This is a genomic window from Flavobacteriales bacterium, from assembly GCA_019694795.1.
GTDB lineage: Bacteria > Bacteroidota > Bacteroidia > Flavobacteriales_D > UBA2798 > UBA2798.
The window spans coordinates 35,953-62,565 of sequence record JAIBBF010000003.1 but is presented as its reverse complement, the minus strand read 5'-3'; the positions used below and the strand labels follow the sequence as shown (position 1 = coordinate 62,565).

The window sequence follows — 26,613 nt, the reverse complement described above, 5'->3', positions numbered from 1 at the left end:
AGAATAATTTCACGAATATTATCCATTTTTTAAGACCATTATAAAACACTTAAATAATTGTATTTCTGCAATTTAATAAAAATATTTAACAAATAAAAAAACCGTTTTTACAAAATTTGAACTTTCCCGGTTAAGCACATCGTTTTAGGTTTGCTGCATGAAAACCAAAATACTTAATAACATGAAAACGATTTTAAAATCACTTACTGTTGTTGCTTTGATTCTAAACACAACTGTATTAAACGCACAAAACAATGAGCGAGAAAAATTAACTGTACTCAATGTGGATGTAAAAGGAATCACCTTAAGTCCGGAAACGGCAGGAGATTTATTTCGACGCGAAATTGAAAAACTGAATATCTATGACGTCACTGATCCTTACGATGTAAAATACATTGCAGAAAGCAAAAAACTGAAAGTGGATAATTGCTACGGAAAGCTTTGTCTGGTTGAATTAGGAAATGCGATTGGATCAGATAAGATGATGACGGGTTCTATTGAAGGTTTTGCCGATATGCTGGTAATAACCATCCGTATGGTTGATGTAGAAAAGGAAACCATTGAAAAAGTTAACGTGAAAGAATTTTTATTTCTTCCAAAAGAACTAAAAACGATGGTCACCATTACCCTTAATGAAATGTTCGGCATCGACAACGATAAAACAATGGTAGAAAGTCTCACGAAAAAAAATGCTTTTGCCAATTCCATCAATGAACCCAAAAAAGACCGCCTTGCACTTGATGGACCGAGAATGGGATTTACGATGTTGACCGGAACCAATGCCGAGATCTTTAAAGCCTCTAAAGACAATGGTGGATTTGACGGATTTCCTATGATGTTCCAATTCGGATATCAATTCGAAAAACAATATCTCAATGAAGGAAATTTTCAGGCGCTGTTTGAATTCATTCCCATGGTAACCGGATTGGATCAGGGCCTATTTATTCCCAGCATGACCATTCTACACGGTTTAAGAGGAAACAAAAAAGGATGGGAATTTGCATTTGGTCCCACGCTCGGATTAATGAAAAAAGCAAGAGGATATTACGACCCTGACTTAGGTTGGCAACTGGAATCGGCCTGGGGAGATTCTACACTTTTAAATCCTCATGGCATTACAACCCGAATGGATTCGCGCGGTAACTATATGTTCAGTTCTGGATTTGTTTTTGCCTTTGGCCGGTCCATCCGCAGCGGAAAATTAAATATCCCATTCAACGCATACATTGTTCCGCAACGAGATGGACTCCGTTTCGGGTTTTCATTCGGATTTAACGCTAAAAAACCGGAATAAGATCCTGCTCCAGTTGTGATGCACGTTTAAAATCACCGGAATTTGTCGTTTCTCCGATAGGAGCCATTTTCCGGAGCGGATCATGTATAAAAAAAGCCGCCTCTAACGGGGCGGCTTTTAACTATATTCTTAGTTGATTTATAAACCAAGTACAACTTCCTGCGGATCTCTGCCATTGAATAACATCTTGGAAGGATTTTCAAGCATTTCTTTTACCTTTACAAGGAAAGAAACCGATTCTCTTCCATCAATAATACGATGGTCGTAAGACAAGGCAACATACATAATCGGACGAATCTCCACTCTTCCTTCAATGGCAACAGGACGCTCAACGATGTTGTGCATACCTAAAATTGCAGATTGAGGAGGATTAATAATCGGAGTAGATAACATAGAACCAAACACACCACCATTGGTGATCGTGAATGTTCCGCCGGTCATATCATCAATGGATAATTTACCGTCACGTGCTTTTAATGCAAGGTTTTTAATTCCATTTTCAATATCAGCAAGACTCATCATCTCTGCATTTCTTAAAATGGGAACCATTAAACCTTTTGGAGTAGATACTGCAATACCCACATCACAGAAATTGTTAAACACCATTTCATCGCCATCGATATAGGCATTTACAGCTGGATAATGTTGTAGTGCAATAGTAACCGCTTTTGTAAAGAAAGACATAAATCCTAATCCAATACCATGAGTTTCCTGGAATTTATCTTTGTACTTTTTACGCAAATCCATCACCGGCTTCATGTCAACCTCATTGAAAGTGGTCAACATAGCCGTTTCATTTTTTACACTTACCAAGCGCTCAGCAATTTTCTTACGAAGCGTGGTCATCTTTTTACGTTCCTGATCACGTGTGCCACCAAAAGCAGGTTTGTCAAAATTAAATCCTGCAGTAAGTGCAGCCTGAACGTCTTGTTTAGTGATACGACCACCAGGACCACTTCCGGTAAGTTGCGAGGATGAAATGTTTTTTTCATCCATCATTTTTTTAGCAGCAGGTGATGCATGTCCCGATGCATACGATTTCTCCTGTGCAACCGGAAGCGGATTCGGAACAGGCTCAGATTTTTTTGACGTCTCTGCTTTTTTCTCTTCAGCTTTCGGTGCTTCCGTTTTGGGTTTCGCTTCACCTTTCACAGATGAGTCAACCGAACAAATCACTTGTCCAACCTTTACGGTATCGCCCTCTGCAGCCATTATTTTTAATTGTCCGGATTCCTCAGCATTCACGGTAAGCGTAGCCTTATCCGAATCAATTTCGCAAAGCTCATCATCTTTCTCTACGTATTCACCATCCGCCTTAATCCAACGGGCAATAACAACTTCTGTAATGGATTCTCCCGGACTGGGTACTTTGTGTTCAATAACAGACATGATCGATGTATTTAAATATTTACAAACTCTTATTTAACTGATTCTTTCTTTTTGCTTTTGGCATCGTCCATGGTCTTTACAGCACCAAAAACTTTATCCATGATTTCTTCACTCTGTGCATGATGAAGTTTGGCGTAACCGGTAGCAGGACTGGCACTTTCTTTTCTTCCGATATAAGTCAGCTTCACATCGCGCATTTTTTTCGCAACAAAATTATACGCGCCCATATTTTCAGCTTCTTCCTGTACCCAACAAATTTCTTTAGCCGATTTATATTTCGATAAAATCGCTTCAAGTTGTTTTGCAGGCCAAGGATAAAGTTGTTCAATACGTACAAAGGCGACATCATTATTTTCCAGTTGTGCCTGACGTTCCTTCAATTCAAAATAAATTTTACCGGAACACAGAACAAGTTTTTTCACTGAAGCTGCTTTTGCACTTGGATCATCAATGACTTCCTGGAATTTTCCTTCGGTGAAATCTTTCAATTTGGATACGCAATCGGGATATCGAAGCAATTTCTTCGGTGTAAAGCAAATCATCGGCTTTCTGAAATCGCGTTTTATCTGTCGACGTAAAGCATGGAATTGATTTGCAGGTGTTGTTGCGTTAATAATTTGCATATTGTTTTCGGCACACATCTGTAGGAAACGCTCCATACGAGCAGAAGAGTGCTCAGGTCCTTGTCCTTCATAACCATGTGGCAAGAGAACCACAATACCATTCATTCTTCTCCATTTGTATTCGGCCGAAGAAATGTATTGGTCAACAATAATCTGTGCTCCATTAAAGAAATCTCCGAATTGCGCTTCCCAAATGGTTAATGCATTCGGAGATGCCATGGCATATCCATATTCAAATCCTAATACACCATATTCACTTAAGTGCGAGTTGAAAATGCGTAATTCACCTTTTGCTCCGAATGCATTTAAGGGCGTGTATTCCTCTTCGGAATCTTCCACTTTTACCACTGCGTGACGATGAGAAAAAGTTCCGCGCTCAACATCTTGTCCGCTAAAACGAACATGATGTCCTTCATTCATAAGCGAAGCATAAGCCATTAATTCACCCATCGCCCAATCGTAATTATCATTTTCAATCATTGCTTTACGATCGGCAAATAATTTTTCAATCTTATTGAAGAATTTTTTATCTGATGGAAGCGTAACGATTTTATTGGCAATATCGAGGAACGTTTTCTTATCAATGGCTGTATTGGGAGATTCATCAAAGGCATTGGGGGCGGCCATTTTTATTCCGTTCCAATATCCTTCCAGGAATGAAGTGATTTTTGCTTTCTCAGTTTGTTTTGCTTCACTTAACATCGACTCGAGCAAATCCTTGAATTTCTTCTCCATGTCCTTCGCCATATCGGTCGACATCGATCCTTCTTCAATCAATTTCTTAACGTAAATCTCGCGTGGATTTGCATGTTTCTGAATAGCCTTGTAAAGAATCGGCTGAGTAAAACGTGGTTCATCACCTTCGTTATGTCCGTATTTTCTATAGCAGAGAATATCGATAAACACATCGCGATGGAATTTTTGACGGAACTCCATAGCGAGCTTTGCAACAAAAACCACTGCTTCTACATCATCACCATTTACGTGAAACACCGGAGAGAGGGTCACTTTTGCAACATCGGTACAATAGGTAGAGGAACGCGCATCAAGATAGTTGGTGGTAAAACCAACCTGATTATTCACCACCAGGTGAAGTGTACCGCCAACACGATAACCATCCAGCTGCGACATCTGAATCACTTCATAAACGATACCCTGACCAGCAACGGCTGCATCACCGTGAATCAGAATCGGACAAACTTTATTTTCATCACCTGTGTGAATGTTATCCATTTTAGCTCGGGTGATTCCTTCAACAACAGCATCTACTGTTTCGAGGTGAGAAGGATTAGGCGTAAGAGAAATATGAACTTTTTCTCCCTTGTTTGTCAGTTGATCCGAAGAATAACCCAAATGGTATTTTACATCACCATCAAACAAAGAATCTTCCGATAATCTTCCTTCGAATTCAGTAAAAATATCCTTGTACGTTTTATTTAAGATGTTGGCCAAAACATTTAAGCGACCACGGTGTGCCATCCCCAACACAAAATCCTTTATTCCCAATGTAGAACCCGACTCCACCAACATATCCAAAGCAGGAATCAAGGATTCACCACCTTCAAGTGAAAATCGTTTTTGTCCTACAAATTTTGTTGCAAGAAAATTTTCGAAAACAACAGCCTGATTTAATTTATTCAGAATTGTTTTTTTCTCTTCTACCGAATATTTTGGAGTGTTTTTGGAGCCTTCCATTTTTTCGCGTAGCCATTCCACTACTTCCGGCGAACGCATATAGAGATATTCCACGCCTATACTTCCGCAATAAGTTTGATTTAAATGCGCAACAATATCACGCAATGTGGCTGCACCAATTCCTATTTGTGAACCGGCCTGAAAAACTTTATCAAGATCTTTTTCAGTTAAACCAAAATTTTCAATATCAAGCGTTGGTGTATATTTTCTACGCTCACGTACAGGATTTGTTTTCGTGAATAAATGTCCACGCTGACGATAAGCGTGAATTAAATTCATCACTTTAATTTCTGCAGTAACATTCTCAGGTAACACACCAGAGTCTTCAAAATTTGTTCTTGCAAATTCAAACCCTTCAAAGAATTTTTTCCATCCGTGTTCCAGTGAATCCGGATTTTTCAGGTACTGATTGTACAAATCCTCAATCGCATCAGGGTGCGCATTGCTCAGGTAGGAATAATTATCCATGTCTCTCAAAATATAGGGAAGCAAAGTTAATGTTTTTCGAGACTTTCCCATTGAGAATAAGGAATAAGTATTTTAAATCAAAACATTGATAATCAATACTTTGAAACTATACAAATGACAAAAAAAGGGGAAGCACTCCCATGCCTCCCCATAAGTAAGTTGAAACCTGTGTTAATCCTGCAACTTAAAATTGATGGGAAGTACCATCCGGCAGGCTACTTTTTTCCCTTCATTTTCGGCGGGTGTCCAACTTGGCATTGCAGATACAACCCGCATGGCCTCATTATCTAAACTGGATTCTACACCACGCAAAATTTTTACATCCTTAACTTTTCCTTTAGAACTAACCACAAATGAAACATGAACTTTACCCTGTATCCCTTTTTCCTTTGCGGATGAAGGATAAACCATGTTGGACTGCAGGTATTTCATTAATCCATCCATTCCTCCGATAAATTCAGCCATCTTTTCAGGAGCGTCGTACACCTTTTCTTTTTGACCTGCAATTTCAGTGAATGATTCCAGATTATTTTCCCAGATGCTCAATGAATTTTGATTCAGCGTAAAGGACATCATGGTAAAACCTGCAATGAAAAGGACAGAAAAAACCTTAATCCGTCCAATAAAATTTTTCTTCGTGTTCATCATTTTAAATCTGTTTTTTAATTGATTTGAATTAAATGTATTTTTTAAAAAAACGTTATTGCCATCATACAATGCTTTTTCTAAAAGGCGCTGTTTATAATCAGCCACAGAAAACTGATTGCACATTTGTTGATCCACTAAATATTCGTGCACCTTTTTCAATTCGACTCTGCCTATCCAAATCAGAGGATTAAACCAAAATAAACAGGCGTAGATTTCGTAGATAATTAAATCGGCGCTGTGTCTTTGTTTTCTATGCTCGTTTTCATGCTGAATAACCATTTCATCGCTAACATCCTCCAGCGATAAAAATATTCTACCGAAAAAAGTAAAACTACCTTTCGCTTCTGGTAAGACAAATAAATTTTGTGATTCGGGTTTTACTTCCAGCGCCTTTCTGATTTCCAGAAATAATCGAGCTAAACGCAACAAAAAAATCAGCGAAAAAACAGTTAATCCAATGAAATAAATCTGCACAAAATCAAAGGAAAGTGAATGACTTATTTCTGAACCAATCTCTACCGGATTAAGCCAAACAACATACTCCATCTCTTCTGTTGTAGCCATAGGAATTACATGTTCCAATCCTACAATTAACATAGAAAAGGGTACTGAAAAAAGCAACCAAAAACGTCGGAAACCAAAATTGGCGGATCCCAATAACAAAAAATAGGGCAATAAGAGGGCTAGCTGACAAAGAAATATCTTTGTCAGAAATTCATTGGTCACCATAAATAATCAGTATTACTTCTTCTTCTTCTTCTTTTCCTTCTTTTCTTTCTTTTCCTCTTTCCGTTCTTTTTTAATATCCTTTAGAAGATCATTGACATCTCCCATGGACAACTCCCCGTTAGAAACAAAAAATGAAACCAGGTTTTTAAAGGAATTACCAAAATAACCCTTCATAATTCCCTGCATGTAATTGCGGGTATAATCTTCTTTTTTTATCGCAGGAAAATACTGGTGGGTTTTACCCTGAGCCTTGTGCTTGATAAAGCCTTTTGTTTCCAGAATCCGGACAATAGTAGAAATAGTATTATATGCAGGTTTTGGATTAGGAAATTGTTCCAGAATATCCTTAATATAACCCGATTCAATTTTCCAGAGAGCAAGCATTACTTCCTCTTCTGCTTTGGTAAGTTCCTTATGCTTTTTCATGAATCAATTATATAACTAAATTCTTAGTTATACAACTAAAGTCTCTTAAAATTGAGGGAACGGTTATTGAACTGGGGCTACCGGATGTGCTTTATCGTATTCCTTCCTGCCCTTTTCCAGTTCATCCATAATCTGCGTACGCATGGTAATCAATTGACTTACCAGTTCTTTCTTTTTCATAAATAAAGAAATGAAATGCCATTTTCTTCGCAGTTGGGTAAATGCTTTCCAGTAATTATAGGCAAACAATCCGCTTAATGGCAATACCAATGTGTACACGGCAGTTACCCTCCAATCGGAAATCCACCATTGAACCAGATAAATCTGGAGCAGGTAAAAAATAAGAAAAACAAATGTTCCGCTCACCATCATAATTGCACCAATATATTGAGCTTCCACTTTCGACCATATCGCAATCCGGTAAGGTAATTTATAGGGGATGTAATTATTAAAGGTGCCGAAAACAAACAAGGGAAATCCAATCAAAAAATAAAGAAATAGACCAATGAAATTAAGAATAGCAGAAGATCTTCTTCGTTTACCCCGGATAATATGATCTTCCAAATTGAGTTTATTCAATAATCGCTTGTAATTATCCATGTACTGTCTGACTTTGCTAACGCGGTCAGGATCGGTTTCCAAATAATAATGAATGCGCTTATAAATCAATTTTGTCACGATATAATCATGCTCTGGAATTTCCTTTGAAAATCCCATGTCGCGGATTAATTGAGATTTGTAAACGGTTTCTACATCTTTTACAAATAGGTCTACTTCCTCGTCCTGAATATCTATGGTTAATTTTTCAAGTCGAACCCGGATTTCTTCGGTAATCTGTTTACCTGCTGCAAGAGGATCGGTGTTATAACTATCTTTATAGTTAATTAATTCGATGGGTTCACCAATGCGAACTAAAAGATCACTTTGAAAACTATGCTGATCGGAATAGGTCAACCCAATTGGTAATATTTTCACGCCCAACGAAAAATTATTTCTGGCCTCAGCACCCAGGGCCATTCGAGCGGCACCGGTTTTTATTTCTTTTAATTTACGTTCAGTAAGACTAATTCCTTCAGGGAAAATCAATATGCAACCATTTCGTTCCAATAATTGAAAGACCTTTTCGAAGGTTTGTTGGTTTTTGTGCATTTGAGAAGGATCATCCTGAGCTCTGAATACCGGAATCATGTTGAATTTGGGCAAAATCCAGGAGGTAAATTTCGATTTAAAAGCCGTTGATTTCGCAATAAAAGAAACCTCACGAGGAACCTTAGTAGCAATGATGATGGGGTCCATAAATGTACTGGGGTGATTGGCAACCAATATCACCGGACCCTTTACCGGAATATGTTCGATGTTGATTGTTTCCTGGTGCTTAAAAAAAGCTTTTACCGTAATGCGGAACAACAACTTTAAAAATGAATATATCATACAGCAAATAAATAAAAAACTGCTGTTACTATTCTAAACTCCGGTTAAGAAATCAATATCCCAATACAGGACTCAACCAACGTTCAATCATGCTTAGATCTTCTGCCTTACGCATAGCGAGATCCTCAGCCTGGTCCTTTTGTATTTGACCAATTCCAAAATACTTCGAATCCGGATGAGCAAAATACCATCCGCTTACCGAAGCAGCAGGATACATCGCCAGCGATTCTGTGAGTTCTACCCCACTGTTTTTTTCTGCATCCAATAAGCGGAAAAGCGTTTTCTTCTCGGTATGGTCCGGACAAGCAGGATATCCCGGTGCAGGACGAATGCCCTGATAGTTTTCGTTGATTAAATCTTCGTTCGCGAGATTTTCGGAAGTTGAATAAGCCCAAATTTCCTTCCGCACCTTTTCATGCATATACTCAGCCAAGGCTTCAGCAAAGCGATCCGCCAACGCCTTTAATAATATGCTTGAATAATCATCATGATCTTTTTCAAACTTCTCAATCCATTTCTCAATCCCCAATCCGGCCGTAACGACAAATCCACCGATGTAATCTTTTTTTCCTGAGGACTTCGGCGCAATGAAGTCGGCAAGACACATATTGTTCGCTCCATCGGCTTTCTTTAACTGCTGACGTAGCTGATGACTATTGGCAAGAAGTTCATTCCTGTCTTCGTTGGAATAAATTTCAATATCTTCTTTTCCGTTGCTGTTTGCCGGCCAGATTCCAATAACAGCATTAGCAGAAATCCATTGTTCGGAAATAATCCGCTGAAGCATTTTTTGAGCATCATCAAACAATCGTTTTGCTTCTGCGCCTACAACCTCATCTTCTAGAATTTTTGGATAACGTCCGGCCAATTCCCAGGTTTGAAAGAACGGAGTCCAGTCGATATAAGGAACCAGTTTCTCCAGCGAAACGGAAGAAAATTTCTGAACACCTAAATTCTTAGGTGATGCAGGAGTAAACGCGTTCCAATCAATTGAAAATTTATTTTTCCTTGCGTCTTCCAAACTCAGATACGTTTTGGAACCACGGTGTTTTTCATGATGTTCTCTTAATTTTTGATATTCAGATTTTATCTGATCAACAAACGCTCCTTTGCCGGCACCTAGCAAACTTCCTACAACGGGTACAGAACGTGACGCATCCAGCACATGAACGGTTTGTCCTGCAGGATATGCCCCTTCTATCTTCACCGCGGTGTGAACTTTTGATGTGGTAGCTCCTCCGATCAGCAAGGGAATGGTAAATCCTTCCCGCTGCATTTCTTTTGCTACGTGCACCATTTCGTCAAGCGAAGGTGTAATTAATCCTGACAATCCAATTACATCCACATTTTCTTTACGGGCGGTTTCCAGAATTTTCTCAGCCGGAACCATCACACCCATATCTATGACTTCGTAATTATTACATCCAAGCACTACACCAACAATATTTTTCCCAATATCGTGTACATCTCCTTTCACTGTAGCTAATAAAATTTTTCCGGCCGCTTTGGAATTCGCATTTTTTTCTGCTTCAATATAAGGTTGCAAATAAGCGACAGCCTTTTTCATAACGCGGGCACTTTTTACCACCTGAGGCAAAAACATCTTTCCTGCACCGAACAAATCTCCCACAACATTCATTCCATCCATGAGTGGACCTTCAATCACTTTTAGAGGCTCGCCGTACTTTAATCGCGCTTCTTCAGTGTCTTCGTCAATATGCTCTACAATCCCTTTAACTAATGCATGCGACAAGCGTTCTTCCACACTTCCTTTGCGCCATTCCTCATCTTTTTCTTTAGTAGCATTTTTAGTTCCTTTTAATTGTTCCGCATAGGCAATTAATTTTTCAGTTGCATCGTCGTTGCGATCCAGCAAAACATCTTCAACCAATTGGAGTAATTCCTTTGGAATATCATCATACACCTGAAGTTGCGAAGGATTTACAATCCCCATATCCATTCCTGCTTTCACGGCGTGAAAAAGAAATGCTGAATGAATCGCCTCACGCACAACATCGTTTCCGCGGAAGGAAAAGGAAACATTACTTACTCCACCACTTACTTTCGCTAATGGAAGGTTTTCTTTAATCCACTTCGTTGCATTAAAAAAATCAAGCGCATTTTTTCGGTGCTCTTCCATTCCTGTTGCCACCGGAAAAATATTTGGATCGAAAATGATATCCTGCGCCGGGAAATGTACCACCTTCGTGAGAATATCATAAGCACGTTTACAAATTTCAATCCTGCGTTCATAAGTATCTGCCTGTCCCTTCTCATCAAATGCCATTACTATAACAGCGGCACCATACTGTTTAATCAGATCCGCATGTTCAATAAATGATTTTTCTCCTTCTTTTAAAGAAATGGAATTAACAATGCCTTTGCCCTGGATGCATTTTAGTCCTGCCTCTATAACATGAAATTTAGAGGAGTCGATCATTACCGGAACTTTAGCGATATCCGGTTCAGAAGCCACCAGATGAAGGAATTTCGTCATGGCTTCTACTGCATCAAGCATGCCTTCGTCCATGTTGACATCAATCACTTGTGCTCCTCCTTCTACCTGATCACGTGCAATAGAAAGTGCTTCATCATAATTACCTTCAATAATCAGTCGCGCAAATTTTCGCGATCCGGTTACATTGGTGCGTTCTCCAACATTCATAAAATTGCTTTCGGGACGAAGCGTTAATGCCTCCAGTCCGCTTAAGCGCAAATAGGGTTGGATACGTGGTCGCTTTCTGGGCACAGCCTTTTCAGCATGTTTTGCAATATGAGCGATGTGGTCCGGTGTTGTACCGCAACAACCGCCAACAATATTTACAAATCCAGCATCTAAAAAGTCATGAATGGTACAGGCCATTTCATGAGGTGTTTCATCGTATTCACCAAATTGATTGGGTAATCCTGCATTAGGATAGGATGAAATATAAAAAGGAGATTTTTCGGAGAGTTCTTCGAGGTAGGGACGCATATCCTTTGCTCCAAGTGCACAGTTTAATCCGATGCTCAATAATTTCACATGTGAAACAGAATTCAAAAATGCCTCTACCGTTTGTCCCGATAAAGTTCTCCCGCTTGCATCCGTAATTGTTCCCGACACCATGATTGGTAATTCCCTGTTCAGTTGCTTAAAAACGCTCTGAATAGCAAATAAAGCAGCCTTTGCGTTAAGGGTATCAAACACGGTTTCCACCAGCAACAAATCAACCCCTCCATCCATTAATGCTTTTACTTGTTCGGCATAAGCTTCTACCAACTGATCAAATGTAATGGCTCGGAATCCCGGATCATTTACGTCCGGAGATAAAGAAGCGGTGCGGTTGGTGGGTCCCATTGCCCCGGCAACGAAACGCGGGCGATTCAATTTTGCTTCCGGATTTTTCTGATAGAATGCTTCAACGGCTGCTACTGCAGCTTTAGCAGAAAGAAAATTGATATCATAAACCGCAGATTCCAGTTTATAATCAGCCTGTGCAATACTGGTTCCGGAGAAGGTATTGGTTTCGATAATATCAGCACCTGCTTCGAGGTATTGCAGATGAATAGCTGTTAAAATATCAGGTCGGGTAAGCGCTAATAAATCGTTATTCCCCTTCAGGGAATGGCTGTGGTTTTTAAATCGATCGCCGCGAAAATCTTCTTCCTCCAGTTTATAACGCTGAATCATGGTCCCCATGGCACCATCGATAACCAAAACTCGTTTTTCGAGTAATTCTTCAATCAAATGTTTCATAATACTTCAAAAAAAAATCCCTTCCGGTGCCGGAAAGGATCATATTTCTGTAGTTATGAAACGAATCTATTTCCGACTTATCTGCTCCCCTGATTAGGGCAGGAATTGGCACCTTCTGAATGAAAAAATCAAATCAGGGTTGCCAAGGTTTCACAGGGCTCAGTCCCTCCACCTTTCTGGATAAGTTACCGCAAAGAACGAATGCAAAAATAATAAAAGAATTTCAGAACTCAACCTTTGTGAATTCCTCTAAACTCCCTGATAAAATTCTTTATCTGTTTTCTAAAAAATATCAATGGAATAATTAAAATAAAAACATAAGGAACAGCCATCAGAAGAAGTACCCCAATATTCAATTGCTCTCCGATATTGGCTTGATCCTGACCATCCGAACCGGTTTCTGCTACCGCTTTACACATGGCACACTGCGCATCTGCGTCCAGCGATACAAGAACGAAAATTACAACAATTGCCAGGAAGAAGGCCGTTTTTAATTTCATACTACAAAACTACGGCAGAGATCCACCGATTCAAAACTTTCAGGCAGAATAATACGGACTGATCATCAAATAAACGATAACACCAGTAACGGCCACATACAACCAGATGGGGAAAGTAACCCTGGCCCATTTCTTATGTGCCTCAAATTTGCCACTCCAGGCCTTTACATACGTAAATAATACCAGAGGAATAATAGCAACTGACAAAGCAATGTGAGTGATTAGAATAAAATAATAAATGACTTTTAATGCTCCTGAACCTTCATACGGTGTTGGATCACTCGTCATATGTCGTAAAACATATAAAACCAGAAATAATACCGACAGAGCAATACTCAACTTAATCAGGCGCTCATGCAGTTTTCGGTTGCCTTTTTTAATTGCCATTACGGCCACTACTAAAAGAAGAGCTGTTAATCCGTTAATTCCGGCATAAATAGGAGGTAAAATGGAAGTGTCAATTCCATCTATTTTAATTCGGAAGAGCGCAGCTACGGCTACAGGAATAACAATGGAAAGCGTAAGGATTAAACCCTTGTATTTTTTCTCGTAATCGATGGGGGTAACTTCAGTGTTGTTCATATTCCTTTTCAAGCTTTTTCAAATCTTCCAACAAACGGTCCATCGCTTTTGTTTCGGTCCCCTCATACATTCCTCGCAAATGGCCTTCCTTATCTACCAGCACCACCATTTCTGAATGGAGATAACCGCCATCTGCTGTTGAATCTTCCATGGCGCTTAAATTATAACCTTCCATTCCAAGCGTATAAATTTCCTCGCCATCACCGGTAAGTAAATGCCAATTCGGAGATGTTATTCCATTATCATCTGCGTATTTTTTTAATCGCTCAACGGAATCACGTTTAGGGTCGATGGAATGGGATAAAATAATGATTTCTGAATCTTCGGTTAGTTTATGCACTCGTTTTAGTTGCGACATCATTTTAGGACAAATCGTTGGGCACGACGTAAAGAAGAAATTTGCCAGATAAATTTTCCCCTTTACATTTTCATTGCTGATCATTTCGCCATGTTGATCCATAAATGCAAATGGAGGCACAGTGTGATAAATGGTATCACCCGGGTGATTTGGATCTACTTCGTGAAAACCAAGGTGTGGAAGTCCGCTTTTATTTTTTTCAGCACTGCTACAGGCAAAAAAAAGCAAAACAACTAATAATTTAGTTAAGCTTCTGATCATACTCTTTCTTAAGCAATCGGAGTTCATCTATTAAGCGCTTAATTTCGATGGTTTCTGCACCATCATAAAATCCTCTCGGACGAAATGAAGTATCAACGAGCAAAATGGCGCGGGGATAAAACATTGCTACTTTACTATCCGGATCCGGCGTTTCGCGGAGAACGGAGCCATTTAATTCAACATCCCAAAATGGATTGTGCGCTGTGGTAAAAATGGTCCAACGCTCAGGATCCACCTTCATTTTTTCATGCATCAGATTAAAGGGGACTTCATTGGTATCAAGCAATTCCGATAAAATAACGACATCTGCAAAATCTTTATCCTGAATCAGGTTATACACCTCAAGTTTAAACGGATTAGCCGCCAGTAGGCAATTTCCGGGACAAGTGGAATTAAGCGCTGTTACAATCAGAATTTTCCCCTGAAGATCTTTTTTATCAATGATTCTTCCGTCTGAAGTCCTAAAACTAAAATCTGAAAATACAAAGGGGGTGGAATCGGATTGGGCAGGACCTAAAAAAGGCAGTCGCTTATAATGCTGACTGCCTTTAGAAAAAATATAAATCAATGAGAAAGGCAGGAAAAGGATGATAATAAAAAATATAATCTTCCTGCCGAGTCGGTTGTTCATTTTACATCAAAGTGTTCCAAACTCCATTTACATACGTACCTTCTGTAAGTACGATGAATATGAGGTAAAGAATAAATAATCCGTAAGGAGCTAAAATTACCCAACGAAGGTTTTTGCGCTCATCACCAAGGTGCATAAATACTAAAACAATGTATGCAGCTTTTAAAATGGTTAACCCGATATAGCCAAACTTAATCAGCAACCAAACAGTTGGTGTAACCAAATAACGTGGAGCGTAAATACCAACAATAATTTCTACTGTTGTAATCAACGTTAAAATCGCAGTTACTTTCCAGATTTTAGCTCTGATTTTTTTTCCTTCTTCTTCACTGTGATGTGTATGAAGGGAATATTCTATGATGTCATCTCTTTCCATGTTCGGAATGATTGGGGTTTAACAATGAATTACAATAAGTAGAAGAAGGTAAATACGAATACCCAAACAAGGTCCACAAAGTGCCAGTACAAACCTGCTTTTTCTACCATTTCATAATGGCCACGTTTGTGATATGTACCGCGAACAACCTGGATAAAAACAATTAAGTTGATGATTACACCGGAGAATACGTGGAATCCGTGGAATCCGGTAATGAAAAAGAAGAACATGGCATATTGTTGCGGACCAGCTGCACCAATCATTTCATGTCCATGCTCAATGACTGCAGCACCATTGGCATCACGCAAGGTGGCAAATGAATTATACCAAAGCGTACCATTGTCGCCGGTTGGACCAAAATTCCAGAAATTTCCATCGGGACCCGCGATGAATGTGTACCATTCCCAAGCTTGTGAACCAAGGAAGATAGCTCCACCCAATACAGTTAATCCCATCCATTTCATTACCCCTTTTTTATCCATACGATGACCCGCTTCTACAGCAAGTACCATGGTAACAGAAGAAACGATAAGGATAAAGGTCATTAACGCCACATAAATTAGCGGTGCATGTACATGTGTAAACGGTAAGTGCGTAAACACGTGATCGGCAGATGGCCATTCGCCGGTGTAGGCATGACGTGCAAAGCCGTAAGCTGTTAGAAGTCCGCCAAATGTTAGAGCATCTGACACAAGGAAAAACCACATCATCAGTTTACCATAGCTGGCTGTGAATGGTGATCCCTTGCCGCCCCAAAGAGTGGCTGCATCAACGGGATGTGTAGCGTGTGCTGACATAGATTGAAATAGTTTGCTGCAAGTTTAATGAATAAATTGAAAAAACAAGAACAAAATCACCCATAGGGCATCTAAAAAATGCCAATAAATGGAAATGAGACTTATTCTCAAATAATTGTCGGAACTAAATTGCATGCGAAAAGCAGCCAGGACTACCGAAATAAGATAAAATAAACCACCTAATACATGCAAAATATGCAGTGCAGTAATGACATAGATGTAGGAGCTGGCCGTATTGCGTTGTTGTTTCAGATTATCGTATTGAACCGCATTTAATTCTTCTCCATCTGGAAAAAACAAGCGGCCTTCTTTGTAGGACAATTCCTGACCTTTAAATGTCAACGTAAAATCCTTCCCGTATTCGCCTTTAACAAAAAATCCAGGCTTCTCCGGATCCATGATATTGCTGACAAAGTAGTTCCCCGACTTAATCATTTGTCCCCATCCAAACCACTGAAAAACAGCAAAAGACACTCCTAACAACAATGTAACTAACAATAGATAATTGCTGGCTTTCTGATTATTCTTTTTAATCGCGCTCAGTGCCATATTTACGGTAACGGAACTTAATAAAATCAGGGCGGTCGAGATCCAAAACGAAGAGGGCAGTGAAATATTAACCCAGAATATTCCGCCTTTGGATACAATGTATGCGCTTAAAAAAGCAGAAAACAGCATCACGATACTGGCAATAGCCACATAGAGCATGCCTTTGGATGCACGAGCCTTTGTAATGAGGGCCTCGGTTTCCGGACTTAAATTTTCTGTTGAACTCATAATTTATCGAAAACGTAAATGAATTGAATGATGGGCAAATAGAAAAACGAAGCGAACATTAATTTTCTCGCATCACTTATTTCTTGTGTATGATGTAATTTTAAAGCAAAGCGATAAAATATAAATCCGGAAATCATGCAGGTAGTAAGTGCCCAATGTCCGGTTAAATTCATCACCCATGGTGATGCACTGGCGAGGATCATTGCCAATGTAAAAATGATGATTTGTAAGGAAGAAAAAGGATTGCGTCCAAACCTGGAAGGAAGCAAATGATAACCGGCTTTTTTATAATCATCATCCAACACCCAGGCGATAGCCCAGAAATGAGGAAACTGCCACATAAATTGCACGAAAAATAATAATCCGGGTAATAACCCGAAACTCCCTTCCGCTGCCACATATCCTAACATTGGGGGAATAGCACCGGGAAATGCGCCAACAAAAACTGCCCATGGAGAAACACGTTTCATTGGGGTATAAATGGCAACGTAACTGAATAGTGCAAAAAAACCGAGAATCACTGAGAGGCGATTAATCTGATAAAGACAAAACAAACCTACTACACCCAATAGAATTGCAACAATCATGGCTTCCGTAACCGACAAGGTGCCTTTTACCAGCGGACGATTTTGGGTTCTTGTCATTAGTTTATCAAACTCACGTTCTAAAACCTGATTAAAAGCATTAGAAGAACCCGTTACCATGAAGCCACCCACAATCATGAGTAAAAAATCGTTCAGAATAAACTTATCGGCCATCAGGTAACCTGTAATGGCAGAAATAACAACCAAAAAAGATAACCGGAATTTGGTTAATATGATATATTCTCTGAAACGCAAAGCGATACTTATCTTTTCTGATTTATATGTTTCCTGAGCAATCAAAAGCCTGAAATCGGCACAAAGGTATCATAAATGGAAAAAGTGAAGCCGAAATAATGCAATTTAGAAGAAGTATTATTTAGCGATCTGTATACTGGTTAAATAACCAGGCACTAAGTCCGAAACTTATCATGGAAAACTGATCCTTATTGCTTCCCTGATTTAATGAACGAAAGGTGTAGGCCGTAAATAGTCGAAGATCCGATTTTTGATCCAGCACATAAGAAACCTTCAGCTCATTATAAATCAAATCATTAGACAATCCCTGACCAATGAAGTTATGGTAGTCGCCAACACGCAGGCTGTAGGATTTCAATGGGTCTCCTCCATAGGATAAACCTAACTGATCGGTGCCGTAATGGGCAACAACACACTTTTCCTCGAACGAAAATCGCTTCAGGAAATAACGGATTATAAAAACGCCTTCTTTAAAATTAGCCCCCAAGGGATGAGCCAATGGTGCACCATAGTGAGAATAACTTTCAATCGATGAACGATGAGAATAAGTAAACGGACGAACGAAATTGTACTCTGCCTGCAATTGTAAATGTTCAATTCCAAATGGAGAAAATGCTTTGGCACCAATTTGAAATCCGTATTTATTAGCCCACCAACCGGAATCCGCCTTTATTTCTTTGAGTAAAAATTCATCCAGAATCATCTGACCATAAATCAAATAATGATCGGTAATGTTGACTTTAAGATTAAGTCCAATTAAAACATTATCAGAAGAACCTTGTGAGTATTCTACAGGACGAAAAAACACAAATGGATTGAGATAATTTACATCATATCCCCTGTTCAACAAGGTGTCTTTTGCCCTCCATACCACCGATTCAAAAATCCCTAATGAAACGCGTTTGGAAATGTTCCAATCCAAATAATGCAAAGTAGAATATTTATTCCTGAACAAGGAAGGATCACCATTTGTACCGGTTATATCTTTCATCATCGTGTATAACACCGAATATTTCACTCTCCAGAAAGTTGCCGTAGCTTTAAAATAGGGGTAGTTATAACTGTTGTCCGACAACAATAATGAGCGATATCCATCGCCCCAAAAATGTTTGCCGTAACCCGCCTGAAAATTAAAAATGGTGTGTGGCGACCATGACACATATCCACCGGGCATTGTAAATGAATATCCTTGTGATGTTGGATGTGCTATTCCATATGCAGGTATTATTCCATAGGGGTGAATCATGCTATCAACATAAGTGGGCCAGGGAGAATTGTCCGTAACAACCTCGGCATGAAAAGATAATTTTTCACGATAGGAAATACTCGCACTAAGACCGAGTCCCCTTCCAAAATATGAAGTGTCATTTACAACATCCAAACTGTAAATTCCGCGGAGAACAGGTGATACATTCCATGACCAATCACTGATTGAAGTATCCTTATGAAATAATTCAGCAGCGAATTGATAATTCCAATTATCGATGGTGTCGCCCGAAAAAACTGAACGGGTCCTCAGCGCATTAATTTCGGAGGACAAATAGGGTTTAACGGAGGAATGAAAATTTACATTTAACCGATCGAGGTATTCTGCACGATAAGCATTATAGGTGTGAGATAAAGGAAGATTTTCCTGAGCAAAAAGTGAAATCTCAGCAAGAAAAAATAAAATAAACAGCAGTTTATATTTCATTTTTCTTGGAAGGAATTGCAAAAAACAAGGAGGCCAATAATACCGCTGTGCCTAATGACAAAAAGAAAGCCAGTGTGTGGTTCAGGAATCCAAAAGCAAATGCGGATAAAACCACAACTATATTGTAAGCATAGAGAATTAATACCGTTTTTGCATGAGAAAATCCACTGGCAATTAAACGATGATGCAAATGATTTTTGTCGGCAGAAAAAGGCGATTGTCCGTTTAAAGCGCGAACAATAAAAACCCTCAATGTGTCAATCAGCGGATAAACCAAAATAGACATTGCCAAGACGGGTACGGAATGAGAAAGCAGAAAATCCGGAATTTTTGAAGCCGGTGTTTCAATCATGTGTATTACTAACACCGAAATGATGCATCCAATTGTAAGTGAACCACTATCGCCCATGAAAATTTTTGCCGGTGAAAAATTAAAAAGTAAAAATCCTAATAACGATCCTGCAAGAATAAAGGACAATAAAGCCATTGGGGAATTACCCACCAAAGCAAACCATGTTCCGAAAAAAACAGAAGTAATAAAACCAATCCCTGAAGCTAAACCGTCAACCCCGTCGATAAGATTAAATGCATTTACAATAACAATGTATACAAATACCGATAATAAAATCCTCGCCCATTCGGGGATATCCCAAATACCAAACAAGCCATGCATTCCTTTTATTTGTGTTTCTCCCATCATAACCAAAATAAAGGCAACGACTATGTGAGCCAATAATTTTTTTATGGGTGCGGTTCCGATAATATCATCCTTTACCCCAACGAAAAATAAAATAACCAGGGAGGCAATGATGTATTTATATTCTCTGATGTAACGATGTAAATCATCTCCGGTATCGGGAAACCATAAGGAGTAGGAAAACAAAATAGAACTGAAAATGATAACGCCGCCAATAGTAGGAACACTCCGTGAATGTAACTTTCGTTCCTCCCCGGGTTCGTCCACCAAATGTTTAAGCTTGGCAACTTTAATCAGCGTTGGAGTAGCTATGACCACCACCACCAATGCCGTAAAAAAGCCAAGAGATATTAATAAAATACTCATTCCTCAAATATCATAATAAAAATTCGACAATGATGTCCTGAATCCGATATACAGATAACTGGTCTTATACGGGGAGTTAACATGACTCAGATTACGGTGAAACCAGCCGATGACCAAATGCATGTTATATAAGGGATTAAGAATGTATCCAAAGGATATATCCTTATAAAACAACTGGGCCATGGAGGATGGTGAAACAGCCGGATCTACATACGTTCCATAAGGAAGATAAATATCCTTGCCGTACTGCACCTTATCATCGTAATTTCGGTAGGTCTGGTACGACAATTTTATTTCATAGAAATAATCATCTGTTCGGTAGTACCCTCGTAGTATGCTTTCAAAGGTACCGCCTCCGGTTGTTAAACCCAGTGGTTGGTTATAATGGCCATAATTCGTTCGACCTCCATCCGTAGAATAAAAATGCCGCGAAGCATGATTCATTTCGAACTGAAGCATCAGGTTTTTCGTTTTAAAGGCATCAAACCACTTTCCACCTAATTGATAGGCCCAACGGGAATCTGTTGGACCATCCGTTGCCAGTTGACCATAGAAATACATGTTCTTTCTCGGCAGAAATTTAAAATTGGCCCCCACCAGGACATATCTGTCCGAATTGGAAAAACCGGTCCTAACCGTATTTCCAAAGATGACCGGATTAAAAAACAAGGGATCAAAATCTGCACTCGTTTGATCATTATTTGTTCTGCGAAACACATTTCCTTCAAACAAACCCACATTCCACTTTTTGCTTAGTTGATATGAAACATGGAAAAAACTTGCTGCCTTCTTTTCATACAAAGGCTCAATGGTATTATAATATTTTAAACGAATGGCATTGGTAAGAGAAGCCCATACTGCAGTATACCTCAATTTCCCTTTTAGAAAATCTCCCGTAAATCTAAAATAAGGGTAATTGCAGGCATTATCCGATAAAAAGATTGATCGGTAACCATCTCCAACAAACAACTTTCCGTTTCCAAATTGAAGGTTGATATTCTTAACGGGAGAATAGGAAACATATCCCTGGGCATAGGCAAAATCGTAGGATGCCGTTTTAAATAATTTTGCACGGCCTTGTCCGGGGACTACCGGATTCTCGAATGAAAATGAATGTCCATTCCATGCACTGGTTCCAATGTCAACACTGTAATTGCGAAGATAGGTTGGCAAATACATCTGGTTTTCCATAAAGGAAGTTGAAAAGGAAACCTTAGGAGTCAGATGACCATTAATCAAAACACCGCGGCCGTTTTTATTAAATTTTTTAGAATTATCATTAGCAAGATCGCGTCCATATTCAAGATAAAGAAGCGGATTAATATCAAAATAAAAATCCTTGCCTTTTGCCTCGTACAGGTTTTCCCATTTCATTTTCCGCTTTATCCAGTTTTTGTCCTTAAACAACCAGGCAAAATGCTTTGTAACCTGGGTTTTATTAGCCTGCTGAAAAGCGGTGTAAGAAAGTTGATTGTTTTCGATTAAAGGTTTAAAGCTGCTGTGATAATTCAATGAATCGGACTGATGAAGTATGCGTTCATAACCAATATTCATATCATGATTTAAAGGGAGATTTAATTGCTGTGCGCGGATTATACTGATGGAAAATAATCCGGATGCAATGAACACCAACCTTAATATCACATTGCCCATTCCATTTGTTTTACCTGATCGTAAACCGACCGGATTCCTTCGGCCAGCTGAATGCGGTGTTTCCAACCGAGTTGATGAATGCGTGAAACATCCATTAATTTGCGAGGTGTACCATCTGGTTTTTCCGTATTAAAAACAAGTTCACCTTTGTATTCAACAATAGATTTCACCATTTCGGCCAATTCACGAATGCTTAAATCCACTCCGGTACCCACATTCACAAACAATGCTTCGTTGTAGTTTTCCATTAAAAACAAACATGCCTCAGCAAGATCATCAACATGCAAAAATTCGCGTTTGGGCGAGCCTGTTCCCCAAATTTCTACTTGCGGACTATTTTCCATTTTTGCAGTGTGAAACTTACGGATCAGCGCAGGAAGAACATGTGAGTTATTTAAATCATAATTATCATTCGGACCATACAAATTAGTTGGCATGGCTGAAATAAAATTACATCCGTATTGCGAGCGATAGGCTTCGCAAAGTTTAATACCGGCAATTTTAGCAATGGCATAAGGTTCGTTGGTCGACTCCAATAAACCCGTCAACAACGATTCTTCCTTAAGCGGTTGTGGAGCAAGTTTTGGGTAAATGCAGGAAGAACCGAGGAACAATAATTTTTTTACTTTATTTTCATAAGCAGCATGAATCACGTTGGATTCAATCATCAGATTCTGGTAAAGAAATTCGGCGCGATAAACATTGTTAGCGTGAATCCCTCCCACTTTGGCAGCAGCTAAAAAAACAAATTCGGGTTTTTCAGTCATGAAAAAATCCTGCACCGCTATTTGTGAAGTAAGATCTAATTCAGAAGAAGTTCGGACAATAACATTATTGAATCCCTCCGATTGTAATTTCCGAAGAATAGCACTTCCTACCATCCCTCTGTGACCGGCAATAAATATTTTTGAATCTTTATTCATGGTAATTCAACACCTTATGTCCACCCTCCATCAAATATTTATCACGTGTAAAAAGATCAACATCCGCTTTTACCATTTCACGCACTAATCCATCCAGCTCATATTTGTGTTTCCATCCCAGAATGTTTTGTGCTTTGGTAGGATCACCAATGAGCAATTCAACTTCTGTAGGACGGAAATACTTAGGATCTACTTCAACTAAAATTTCATTGGTTCCTGCACGATATCCTTTTTCGTTAACGCCTTCGCCTTTCCATTCCACTTCAATACCCACTTCCTTAAAGGCCAGGTTCACGAAGTGACGAACAGAATACGTTTTTCCGGTAGCCAGTACAAAATCGTCAGCTTCCTTTTGCTGCAACATTAACCACATCCCTTCTACATAATCTTTCGCATGTCCCCAGTCGCGCTGTGCATCGAGATTTCCAAGAAATAATTTCTTTTGGAGTCCCAATTTTATTTTAGCAACGGCACGGGTGATTTTTCGGGTAACAAATGTTTCGCCGCGTAAAGGACTTTCATGATTAAACAAAATGCCGTTACAAGCAAAAATTCCATAAGCCTCGCGGTAATTTTTGGTGATCCAAAACGCGTATAATTTTGCTACGGCATAGGGACTACGCGGGTAAAAAGGAGTCGTTTCTTTTTGTGGAACTTCTTGCACTTTTCCATACAATTCAGAAGTAGAAGCCTGATAAAATTTAGTCTTCTTTTCCAGCTTAAGAATCCGAATTGCTTCAAGAATTCTCAGTGTTCCCATCGCATCTGAATTCGCGGTATATTCCGGAGTCTCAAATGAAACCTGTACATGCGATTGCGCACCCAGGTTATAAATCTCATCCGGTTGAACCTCTTGTATAATGCGAATCAGATTGGTACTATCGGTAAGATCACCATAGTGAAGAATGAAATTCACATTGGATTCATGCTGATCTTTATAAAGATGGTCAACCCGATCAGTATTAAACAAGGAACTTCTTCGTTTAATTCCATGAACGATATAACCCTTCGAAAGGAGGAGTTCTGATAAATAAGCACCATCCTGACCGGTTACGCCTGTAATCAATGCGACTTTTGCCATCTTTTAATTTTTTCCAAAATTAAGAAAATAGCAGACTTATAAGAGGAAAAGCTTACGAAAACAGGGAATTAGCTGACAAGAAACCAGTTGTTTCTGAGGTTTTCACGGTTGTAAGCCATACGTTCTCCCAATTTATAATCGATAAAGGTCCTGCCCGCACATTCTGCAATGGCTTGACCGGCCGCTGTATCCCATTCCATCGTGGGTGCAAAACGAGGGTACACATCCGCTTTCCCTTCTGCAACAAGGCAAATTTTTAAAGAACTACCCATCGATACCAGCTCTACTTTTTCAAATTGCTTTTCCTGATCAGCAATAAATTGTTCCGTTTCCGGACTCATATGAGAACGGCTGGCAACTATTCGAATTTCGTTAGGCGCTGAAGGTTGATGCGGGAGTTTCTTGGAATTGGAAATTAATTCGTCCAACCAATTGGGAGAATCCATCACATCATCTGAGGTGGCCATAAAAGCGCCGTATTCAGTGGAAGCAAAATAAAGTTGTTTGCTTACAGGAACATAAATAACGCCAAGCACAGGAAAATGATTGCGCACCAAAGCAATGTTGACGGTAAATTCACCATTACGTTTAATAAATTCTTTGGTCCCATCCAGCGGATCAACAATCCATAATTGATTCCAGTTTTTCCGTTCTGAAAATGGAATTTCAATGCCCTCCTCACTTAAAATCGGTATACAAGTATTTGCGAGATGATGCACAATTACATCATTAGATTTTTTATCTGCAAGGGTCAATGGCGAATCATCCTCTTTTGTTTCAACTGCAAATTCAGTGTTGTAAACTTCAAGAATTTCATTTCCTGCTTTTATAGCGGCAATAATGGCTGTTTGTAAAAAATTCTTCATTTCAATTCGTAGTAATAAGAAAGTATGGTAACGGCAACAATCATATAAATCAGAGATAATCCCCAACCCACTTTGATGTAGTCCTTAAACTTATATCCCCCGGGACCATACACCATGAGGTTCGTTTGATAACCGTATGGTGTCATAAATTCCGCCGAGCCAGCAAATGCAATCGCCAAAATAAAAGGTGTGGGATCCAATCCAGATGCTTTAACCGTGGCCAGTGTAATCGGGAACATAATCGCAACAGCTGCTTTATTGGTAATTAACATCGCCAGCACATTGGTGATAATATATATTACTGCAAGAATCGCAATCGAACTTCCCAGAGGAGCAACGCCATTAATAATTTTTTCGGCGATCATCTGATCTAAACCACTTTTTGAAATGGCTTTACCAAATGAAAGCGACAACACTAAAATGAGATATAAATCCGCATCAAACGATTTTTTCAAATCTGAAAATTTCACCAACCGCATTGCAGCAATCCCACAAAACAAAAGCAATAAACTTTCAAAGAGAGAAAGGACTCCCATAGCAGCACATACAAACGCTGCAACGGTTCCTGCTAATAAAGAGAATGATTTAAACCTATTGATATTATGAATTTCCCGCACTCTGCTGATGAGATAAAAATCTTGCTCATCATTTGCCCTGCTTTCAAAATCGCTACCGGCAACGAGGAGCAATAAATCGCCCGACTGCAGCTCAACTTCTCCCAGCTTTCCGTTTATACGCTCTCCATTTCGGTTAATGGCAACAATGGCAGAATCATATTTACCCCTGAAATTGGTTTCCTTTACAATGCGACCGATTAAGTCGGACTGTGCAGAAATAACCACTTCGATAATTTGCATTTGCTCCTGATCGGGAATAGCGGAATATTTCGGTAAGGATAATCCGTTATTCGCCTGCAGTAAATCTATAATTGTATTGGTAGCTCCTGCAAAAAGTAATACGTCTCCTTCTTCCAGTGATTGTTTTGGACTCACCGGAGCAATGCGCTCCTCATCACGAACAATTTCTACAAGAAATAATCCCTGTAATTTTCTTAAACCGGCTGCTTCAACCGTTTTGCCGATCAAATGAGAACCTTTTGCAATTTTAGTTTCTACGATATACTCCCTCGACTTTTCCTTAAAATCACTCAATGCATCTTTGCGATCGGGTAATAAGCGGGAAGCAACAAAGGTGAGGTATAAAACACCAAAAAACGCCAGCGGAACACCAACGATGGTAAAATCAAACATGCCCAACGAAGGAAGTCCCGCATCCGTAGCAAATCCATTAACTACTAAATTAGTTGATGTACCAACTAAAGTAATAGTTCCTCCAAATATGGTAGCATAACTTAAAGGGATGAGTACTTTACTCGGAGAAATGTTTTTCTTTCTGGCCCAGTCATACACATAAGGCATCATGATTGCCACCAGTGGAGTATTGTTTACAAAGCCGGAAATAGAGGCAACCGAGGCCGACATCTTCGCCAAAAAACGGCGATATCCGATTTCCGGGTTAAAGATGTTAACCAATAACACATCCAGAATCCCTGTTTTCTTAACGATATCACTCAGCACCAATAAAAGAATAACAACCACAATTTGCTCATTGGCAAATCCGGCCATAAAATCTTTGGAATCGATTACTCCAGAAACCAGAAAAACAAGGGATGCAAGGAAAAATACAAGGACAGGACGAATCAGGTCAAAGTACAAACTGACGACCAAAAATAAGATCACCAAAATCACTAATATACCTCCCCCTGTAAGCATAG

The 26,613-nt window shown here is 39.3% G+C and carries 22 protein-coding genes and 1 riboswitch; of the genes, 1 reads left to right on the top strand and 21 read right to left on the bottom strand.

What is annotated here, in order from left to right:
• Window positions 1–181 precede the first annotated feature (181 nt).
• Window positions 182–1,294, top strand: a complete 1,113-nt coding sequence (locus K1X56_02390; protein ID MBX7093542.1) for a hypothetical protein — start codon at window positions 182–184, stop codon at window positions 1,292–1,294.
• Window positions 1,295–1,432: 138 nt separating this feature from the next.
• Here the strand turns inward: K1X56_02390 and odhB are convergent, their stop codons facing one another.
• From odhB to K1X56_02285, 21 genes are all read right to left on the bottom strand, one after another.
• Window positions 1,433–2,683 carry a 2-oxoglutarate dehydrogenase complex dihydrolipoyllysine-residue succinyltransferase gene (gene odhB / locus K1X56_02385; protein ID MBX7093541.1) on the bottom strand — a complete coding sequence of 417 codons (1,251 nt, stop codon included), beginning with the start codon at window positions 2,681–2,683 and terminating at the stop codon, window positions 1,433–1,435.
• Between the two features lie 29 nt (window positions 2,684–2,712).
• Window positions 2,713–5,469, bottom strand: coding sequence for a 2-oxoglutarate dehydrogenase E1 component (locus tag K1X56_02380; protein MBX7093540.1), 2,757 nt, complete (start codon window positions 5,467–5,469; stop codon window positions 2,713–2,715).
• 171 nt (window positions 5,470–5,640) lie between these two features.
• Window positions 5,641–6,714 carry a TonB family protein gene (locus tag K1X56_02375; GenBank protein ID MBX7093539.1) on the bottom strand — a complete coding sequence of 358 codons (1,074 nt, stop codon included), beginning with the start codon at window positions 6,712–6,714 and terminating at the stop codon, window positions 5,641–5,643.
• 144 nt (window positions 6,715–6,858) lie between these two features.
• Window positions 6,859–7,272, bottom strand: a complete 414-nt coding sequence (locus K1X56_02370; protein MBX7093538.1) for a BlaI/MecI/CopY family transcriptional regulator — start codon at window positions 7,270–7,272, stop codon at window positions 6,859–6,861.
• A 63-nt stretch (window positions 7,273–7,335) separates the two neighbouring features.
• Window positions 7,336–8,703 carry a lysophospholipid acyltransferase family protein gene (locus K1X56_02365; GenBank protein MBX7093537.1) on the bottom strand — a complete coding sequence of 456 codons (1,368 nt, stop codon included), beginning with the start codon at window positions 8,701–8,703 and terminating at the stop codon, window positions 7,336–7,338.
• Between the two features lie 52 nt (window positions 8,704–8,755).
• Window positions 8,756–12,439 carry a methionine synthase gene (gene metH / locus K1X56_02360; GenBank protein MBX7093536.1) on the bottom strand — a complete coding sequence of 1,228 codons (3,684 nt, stop codon included), beginning with the start codon at window positions 12,437–12,439 and terminating at the stop codon, window positions 8,756–8,758.
• A 74-nt stretch (window positions 12,440–12,513) separates the two neighbouring features.
• A riboswitch (SAM riboswitch) is annotated at window positions 12,514–12,626 on the bottom strand.
• A 43-nt stretch (window positions 12,627–12,669) separates the two neighbouring features.
• Complete coding sequence (locus K1X56_02355; protein ID MBX7093535.1) at window positions 12,670–12,939, bottom strand: hypothetical protein; 270 nt, start codon at window positions 12,937–12,939, stop codon at window positions 12,670–12,672.
• 39 nt (window positions 12,940–12,978) lie between these two features.
• On the bottom strand, window positions 12,979–13,521 hold the full coding sequence (locus tag K1X56_02350; protein MBX7093534.1) for a DUF420 domain-containing protein: 543 nt from the start codon (window positions 13,519–13,521) through the stop codon (window positions 12,979–12,981).
• Window positions 13,508–14,140, bottom strand: a complete 633-nt coding sequence (locus K1X56_02345) for an SCO family protein (protein MBX7093533.1) — start codon at window positions 14,138–14,140, stop codon at window positions 13,508–13,510. The genes K1X56_02350 and K1X56_02345 overlap by 14 nt, the downstream gene beginning before the upstream one ends.
• Window positions 14,121–14,771, bottom strand: a complete 651-nt coding sequence (locus tag K1X56_02340; protein ID MBX7093532.1) for a hypothetical protein — start codon at window positions 14,769–14,771, stop codon at window positions 14,121–14,123. Before K1X56_02340 ends, K1X56_02345 begins: the two co-directional genes overlap by 20 nt.
• A 1-nt stretch (window position 14,772) precedes the next feature.
• Window positions 14,773–15,147: a cytochrome C oxidase subunit IV family protein gene (locus K1X56_02335; protein ID MBX7093531.1), complete on the bottom strand. Its 375-nt coding sequence runs from the start codon at window positions 15,145–15,147 to the stop codon at window positions 14,773–14,775.
• Between the two features lie 29 nt (window positions 15,148–15,176).
• The gene (locus K1X56_02330) at window positions 15,177–15,944 is read right to left on the bottom strand and encodes a cytochrome c oxidase subunit 3 (protein ID MBX7093530.1); all 768 of its coding nucleotides are present in this window, start codon (window positions 15,942–15,944) and stop codon (window positions 15,177–15,179) included.
• Window positions 15,945–15,968: 24 nt separating this feature from the next.
• On the bottom strand, window positions 15,969–16,721 hold the full coding sequence (locus K1X56_02325; protein MBX7093529.1) for a cytochrome c oxidase subunit 3: 753 nt from the start codon (window positions 16,719–16,721) through the stop codon (window positions 15,969–15,971).
• Window positions 16,718–17,572: a heme o synthase gene (cyoE, locus tag K1X56_02320; protein MBX7093528.1), complete on the bottom strand. Its 855-nt coding sequence runs from the start codon at window positions 17,570–17,572 to the stop codon at window positions 16,718–16,720. Before cyoE ends, K1X56_02325 begins: the two co-directional genes overlap by 4 nt.
• 109 nt (window positions 17,573–17,681) lie before the next feature.
• Window positions 17,682–19,253, bottom strand: a complete 1,572-nt coding sequence (locus tag K1X56_02315; protein ID MBX7093527.1) for a hypothetical protein — start codon at window positions 19,251–19,253, stop codon at window positions 17,682–17,684.
• Complete coding sequence (locus tag K1X56_02310; GenBank protein MBX7093526.1) at window positions 19,243–20,316, bottom strand: undecaprenyl/decaprenyl-phosphate alpha-N-acetylglucosaminyl 1-phosphate transferase; 1,074 nt, start codon at window positions 20,314–20,316, stop codon at window positions 19,243–19,245. The genes K1X56_02315 and K1X56_02310 overlap by 11 nt, the downstream gene beginning before the upstream one ends.
• A gap of 3 nt (window positions 20,317–20,319) precedes the next feature.
• A complete protein-coding gene (locus tag K1X56_02305) occupies window positions 20,320–21,969 on the bottom strand; it encodes a hypothetical protein (protein ID MBX7093525.1) in 1,650 nt (549 codons plus the stop codon).
• Window positions 21,957–22,892 carry a GDP-L-fucose synthase gene (locus tag K1X56_02300; GenBank protein MBX7093524.1) on the bottom strand — a complete coding sequence of 312 codons (936 nt, stop codon included), beginning with the start codon at window positions 22,890–22,892 and terminating at the stop codon, window positions 21,957–21,959. Before K1X56_02300 ends, K1X56_02305 begins: the two co-directional genes overlap by 13 nt.
• Window positions 22,885–23,973 (bottom strand): GDP-mannose 4,6-dehydratase, encoded by a 1,089-nt coding sequence (gene gmd, locus K1X56_02295; protein ID MBX7093523.1) that lies wholly within the window; start codon window positions 23,971–23,973, stop codon window positions 22,885–22,887. The genes K1X56_02300 and gmd overlap by 8 nt, the downstream gene beginning before the upstream one ends.
• A 68-nt stretch (window positions 23,974–24,041) precedes the next feature.
• Window positions 24,042–24,839: a 3'(2'),5'-bisphosphate nucleotidase CysQ gene (cysQ, locus tag K1X56_02290; GenBank protein MBX7093522.1), complete on the bottom strand. Its 798-nt coding sequence runs from the start codon at window positions 24,837–24,839 to the stop codon at window positions 24,042–24,044.
• Window positions 24,836–26,611 (bottom strand): SLC13 family permease, encoded by a 1,776-nt coding sequence (locus K1X56_02285; GenBank protein MBX7093521.1) that lies wholly within the window; start codon window positions 26,609–26,611, stop codon window positions 24,836–24,838. Before K1X56_02285 ends, cysQ begins: the two co-directional genes overlap by 4 nt.
• Window positions 26,612–26,613 lie beyond the last annotated feature (2 nt).

Excerpts from the sequence above, each read along its gene's own strand:
- metH (MBX7093536.1), bottom strand. The coding sequence starts at position 12,439 with ATGAAACATTTGATTGAAGAATTACTCGAAAAACGAGTTTTGGTTATC.
- K1X56_02355 (MBX7093535.1), bottom strand. The coding sequence starts at position 12,939 with ATGAAATTAAAAACGGCCTTCTTCCTGGCAATTGTTGTAATTTTCGTT.
- K1X56_02365 (MBX7093537.1), bottom strand. The coding sequence starts at position 8,703 with ATGATATATTCATTTTTAAAGTTGTTGTTCCGCATTACGGTAAAAGCT.
- cysQ (MBX7093522.1), bottom strand. The coding sequence starts at position 24,839 with ATGAAGAATTTTTTACAAACAGCCATTATTGCCGCTATAAAAGCAGGA.
- K1X56_02340 (MBX7093532.1), bottom strand. The coding sequence starts at position 14,771 with ATGAACAACCGACTCGGCAGGAAGATTATATTTTTTATTATCATCCTT.
- K1X56_02380 (MBX7093540.1), bottom strand. The coding sequence starts at position 5,469 with ATGGATAATTATTCCTACCTGAGCAATGCGCACCCTGATGCGATTGAG.
- K1X56_02350 (MBX7093534.1), bottom strand. The coding sequence starts at position 13,521 with ATGAACAACACTGAAGTTACCCCCATCGATTACGAGAAAAAATACAAG.
- K1X56_02300 (MBX7093524.1), bottom strand. The coding sequence starts at position 22,892 with ATGAATAAAGATTCAAAAATATTTATTGCCGGTCACAGAGGGATGGTA.
- gmd (MBX7093523.1), bottom strand. The coding sequence starts at position 23,973 with ATGGCAAAAGTCGCATTGATTACAGGCGTAACCGGTCAGGATGGTGCT.
- K1X56_02335 (MBX7093531.1), bottom strand. The coding sequence starts at position 15,147 with ATGGAAAGAGATGACATCATAGAATATTCCCTTCATACACATCACAGT.
- K1X56_02305 (MBX7093525.1), bottom strand. The coding sequence starts at position 21,969 with ATGGGCAATGTGATATTAAGGTTGGTGTTCATTGCATCCGGATTATTT.
- K1X56_02310 (MBX7093526.1), bottom strand. The coding sequence starts at position 20,316 with ATGAGTATTTTATTAATATCTCTTGGCTTTTTTACGGCATTGGTGGTG.
- K1X56_02370 (MBX7093538.1), bottom strand. The coding sequence starts at position 7,272 with ATGAAAAAGCATAAGGAACTTACCAAAGCAGAAGAGGAAGTAATGCTT.
- K1X56_02375 (MBX7093539.1), bottom strand. The coding sequence starts at position 6,714 with ATGTTAATTGTAGGATTGGAACATGTAATTCCTATGGCTACAACAGAA.
- odhB (MBX7093541.1), bottom strand. The coding sequence starts at position 2,683 with ATGTCTGTTATTGAACACAAAGTACCCAGTCCGGGAGAATCCATTACA.
- K1X56_02315 (MBX7093527.1), bottom strand. The coding sequence starts at position 19,253 with ATGAAATATAAACTGCTGTTTATTTTATTTTTTCTTGCTGAGATTTCA.
- K1X56_02345 (MBX7093533.1), bottom strand. The coding sequence starts at position 14,140 with ATGATCAGAAGCTTAACTAAATTATTAGTTGTTTTGCTTTTTTTTGCC.
- K1X56_02325 (MBX7093529.1), bottom strand. The coding sequence starts at position 16,721 with ATGAGTTCAACAGAAAATTTAAGTCCGGAAACCGAGGCCCTCATTACA.
- K1X56_02330 (MBX7093530.1), bottom strand. The coding sequence starts at position 15,944 with ATGTCAGCACACGCTACACATCCCGTTGATGCAGCCACTCTTTGGGGC.
- K1X56_02285 (MBX7093521.1), bottom strand. The coding sequence starts at position 26,611 with ATGCTTACAGGGGGAGGTATATTAGTGATTTTGGTGATCTTATTTTTG.
- K1X56_02390 (MBX7093542.1), top strand. The coding sequence starts at position 182 with ATGAAAACGATTTTAAAATCACTTACTGTTGTTGCTTTGATTCTAAAC.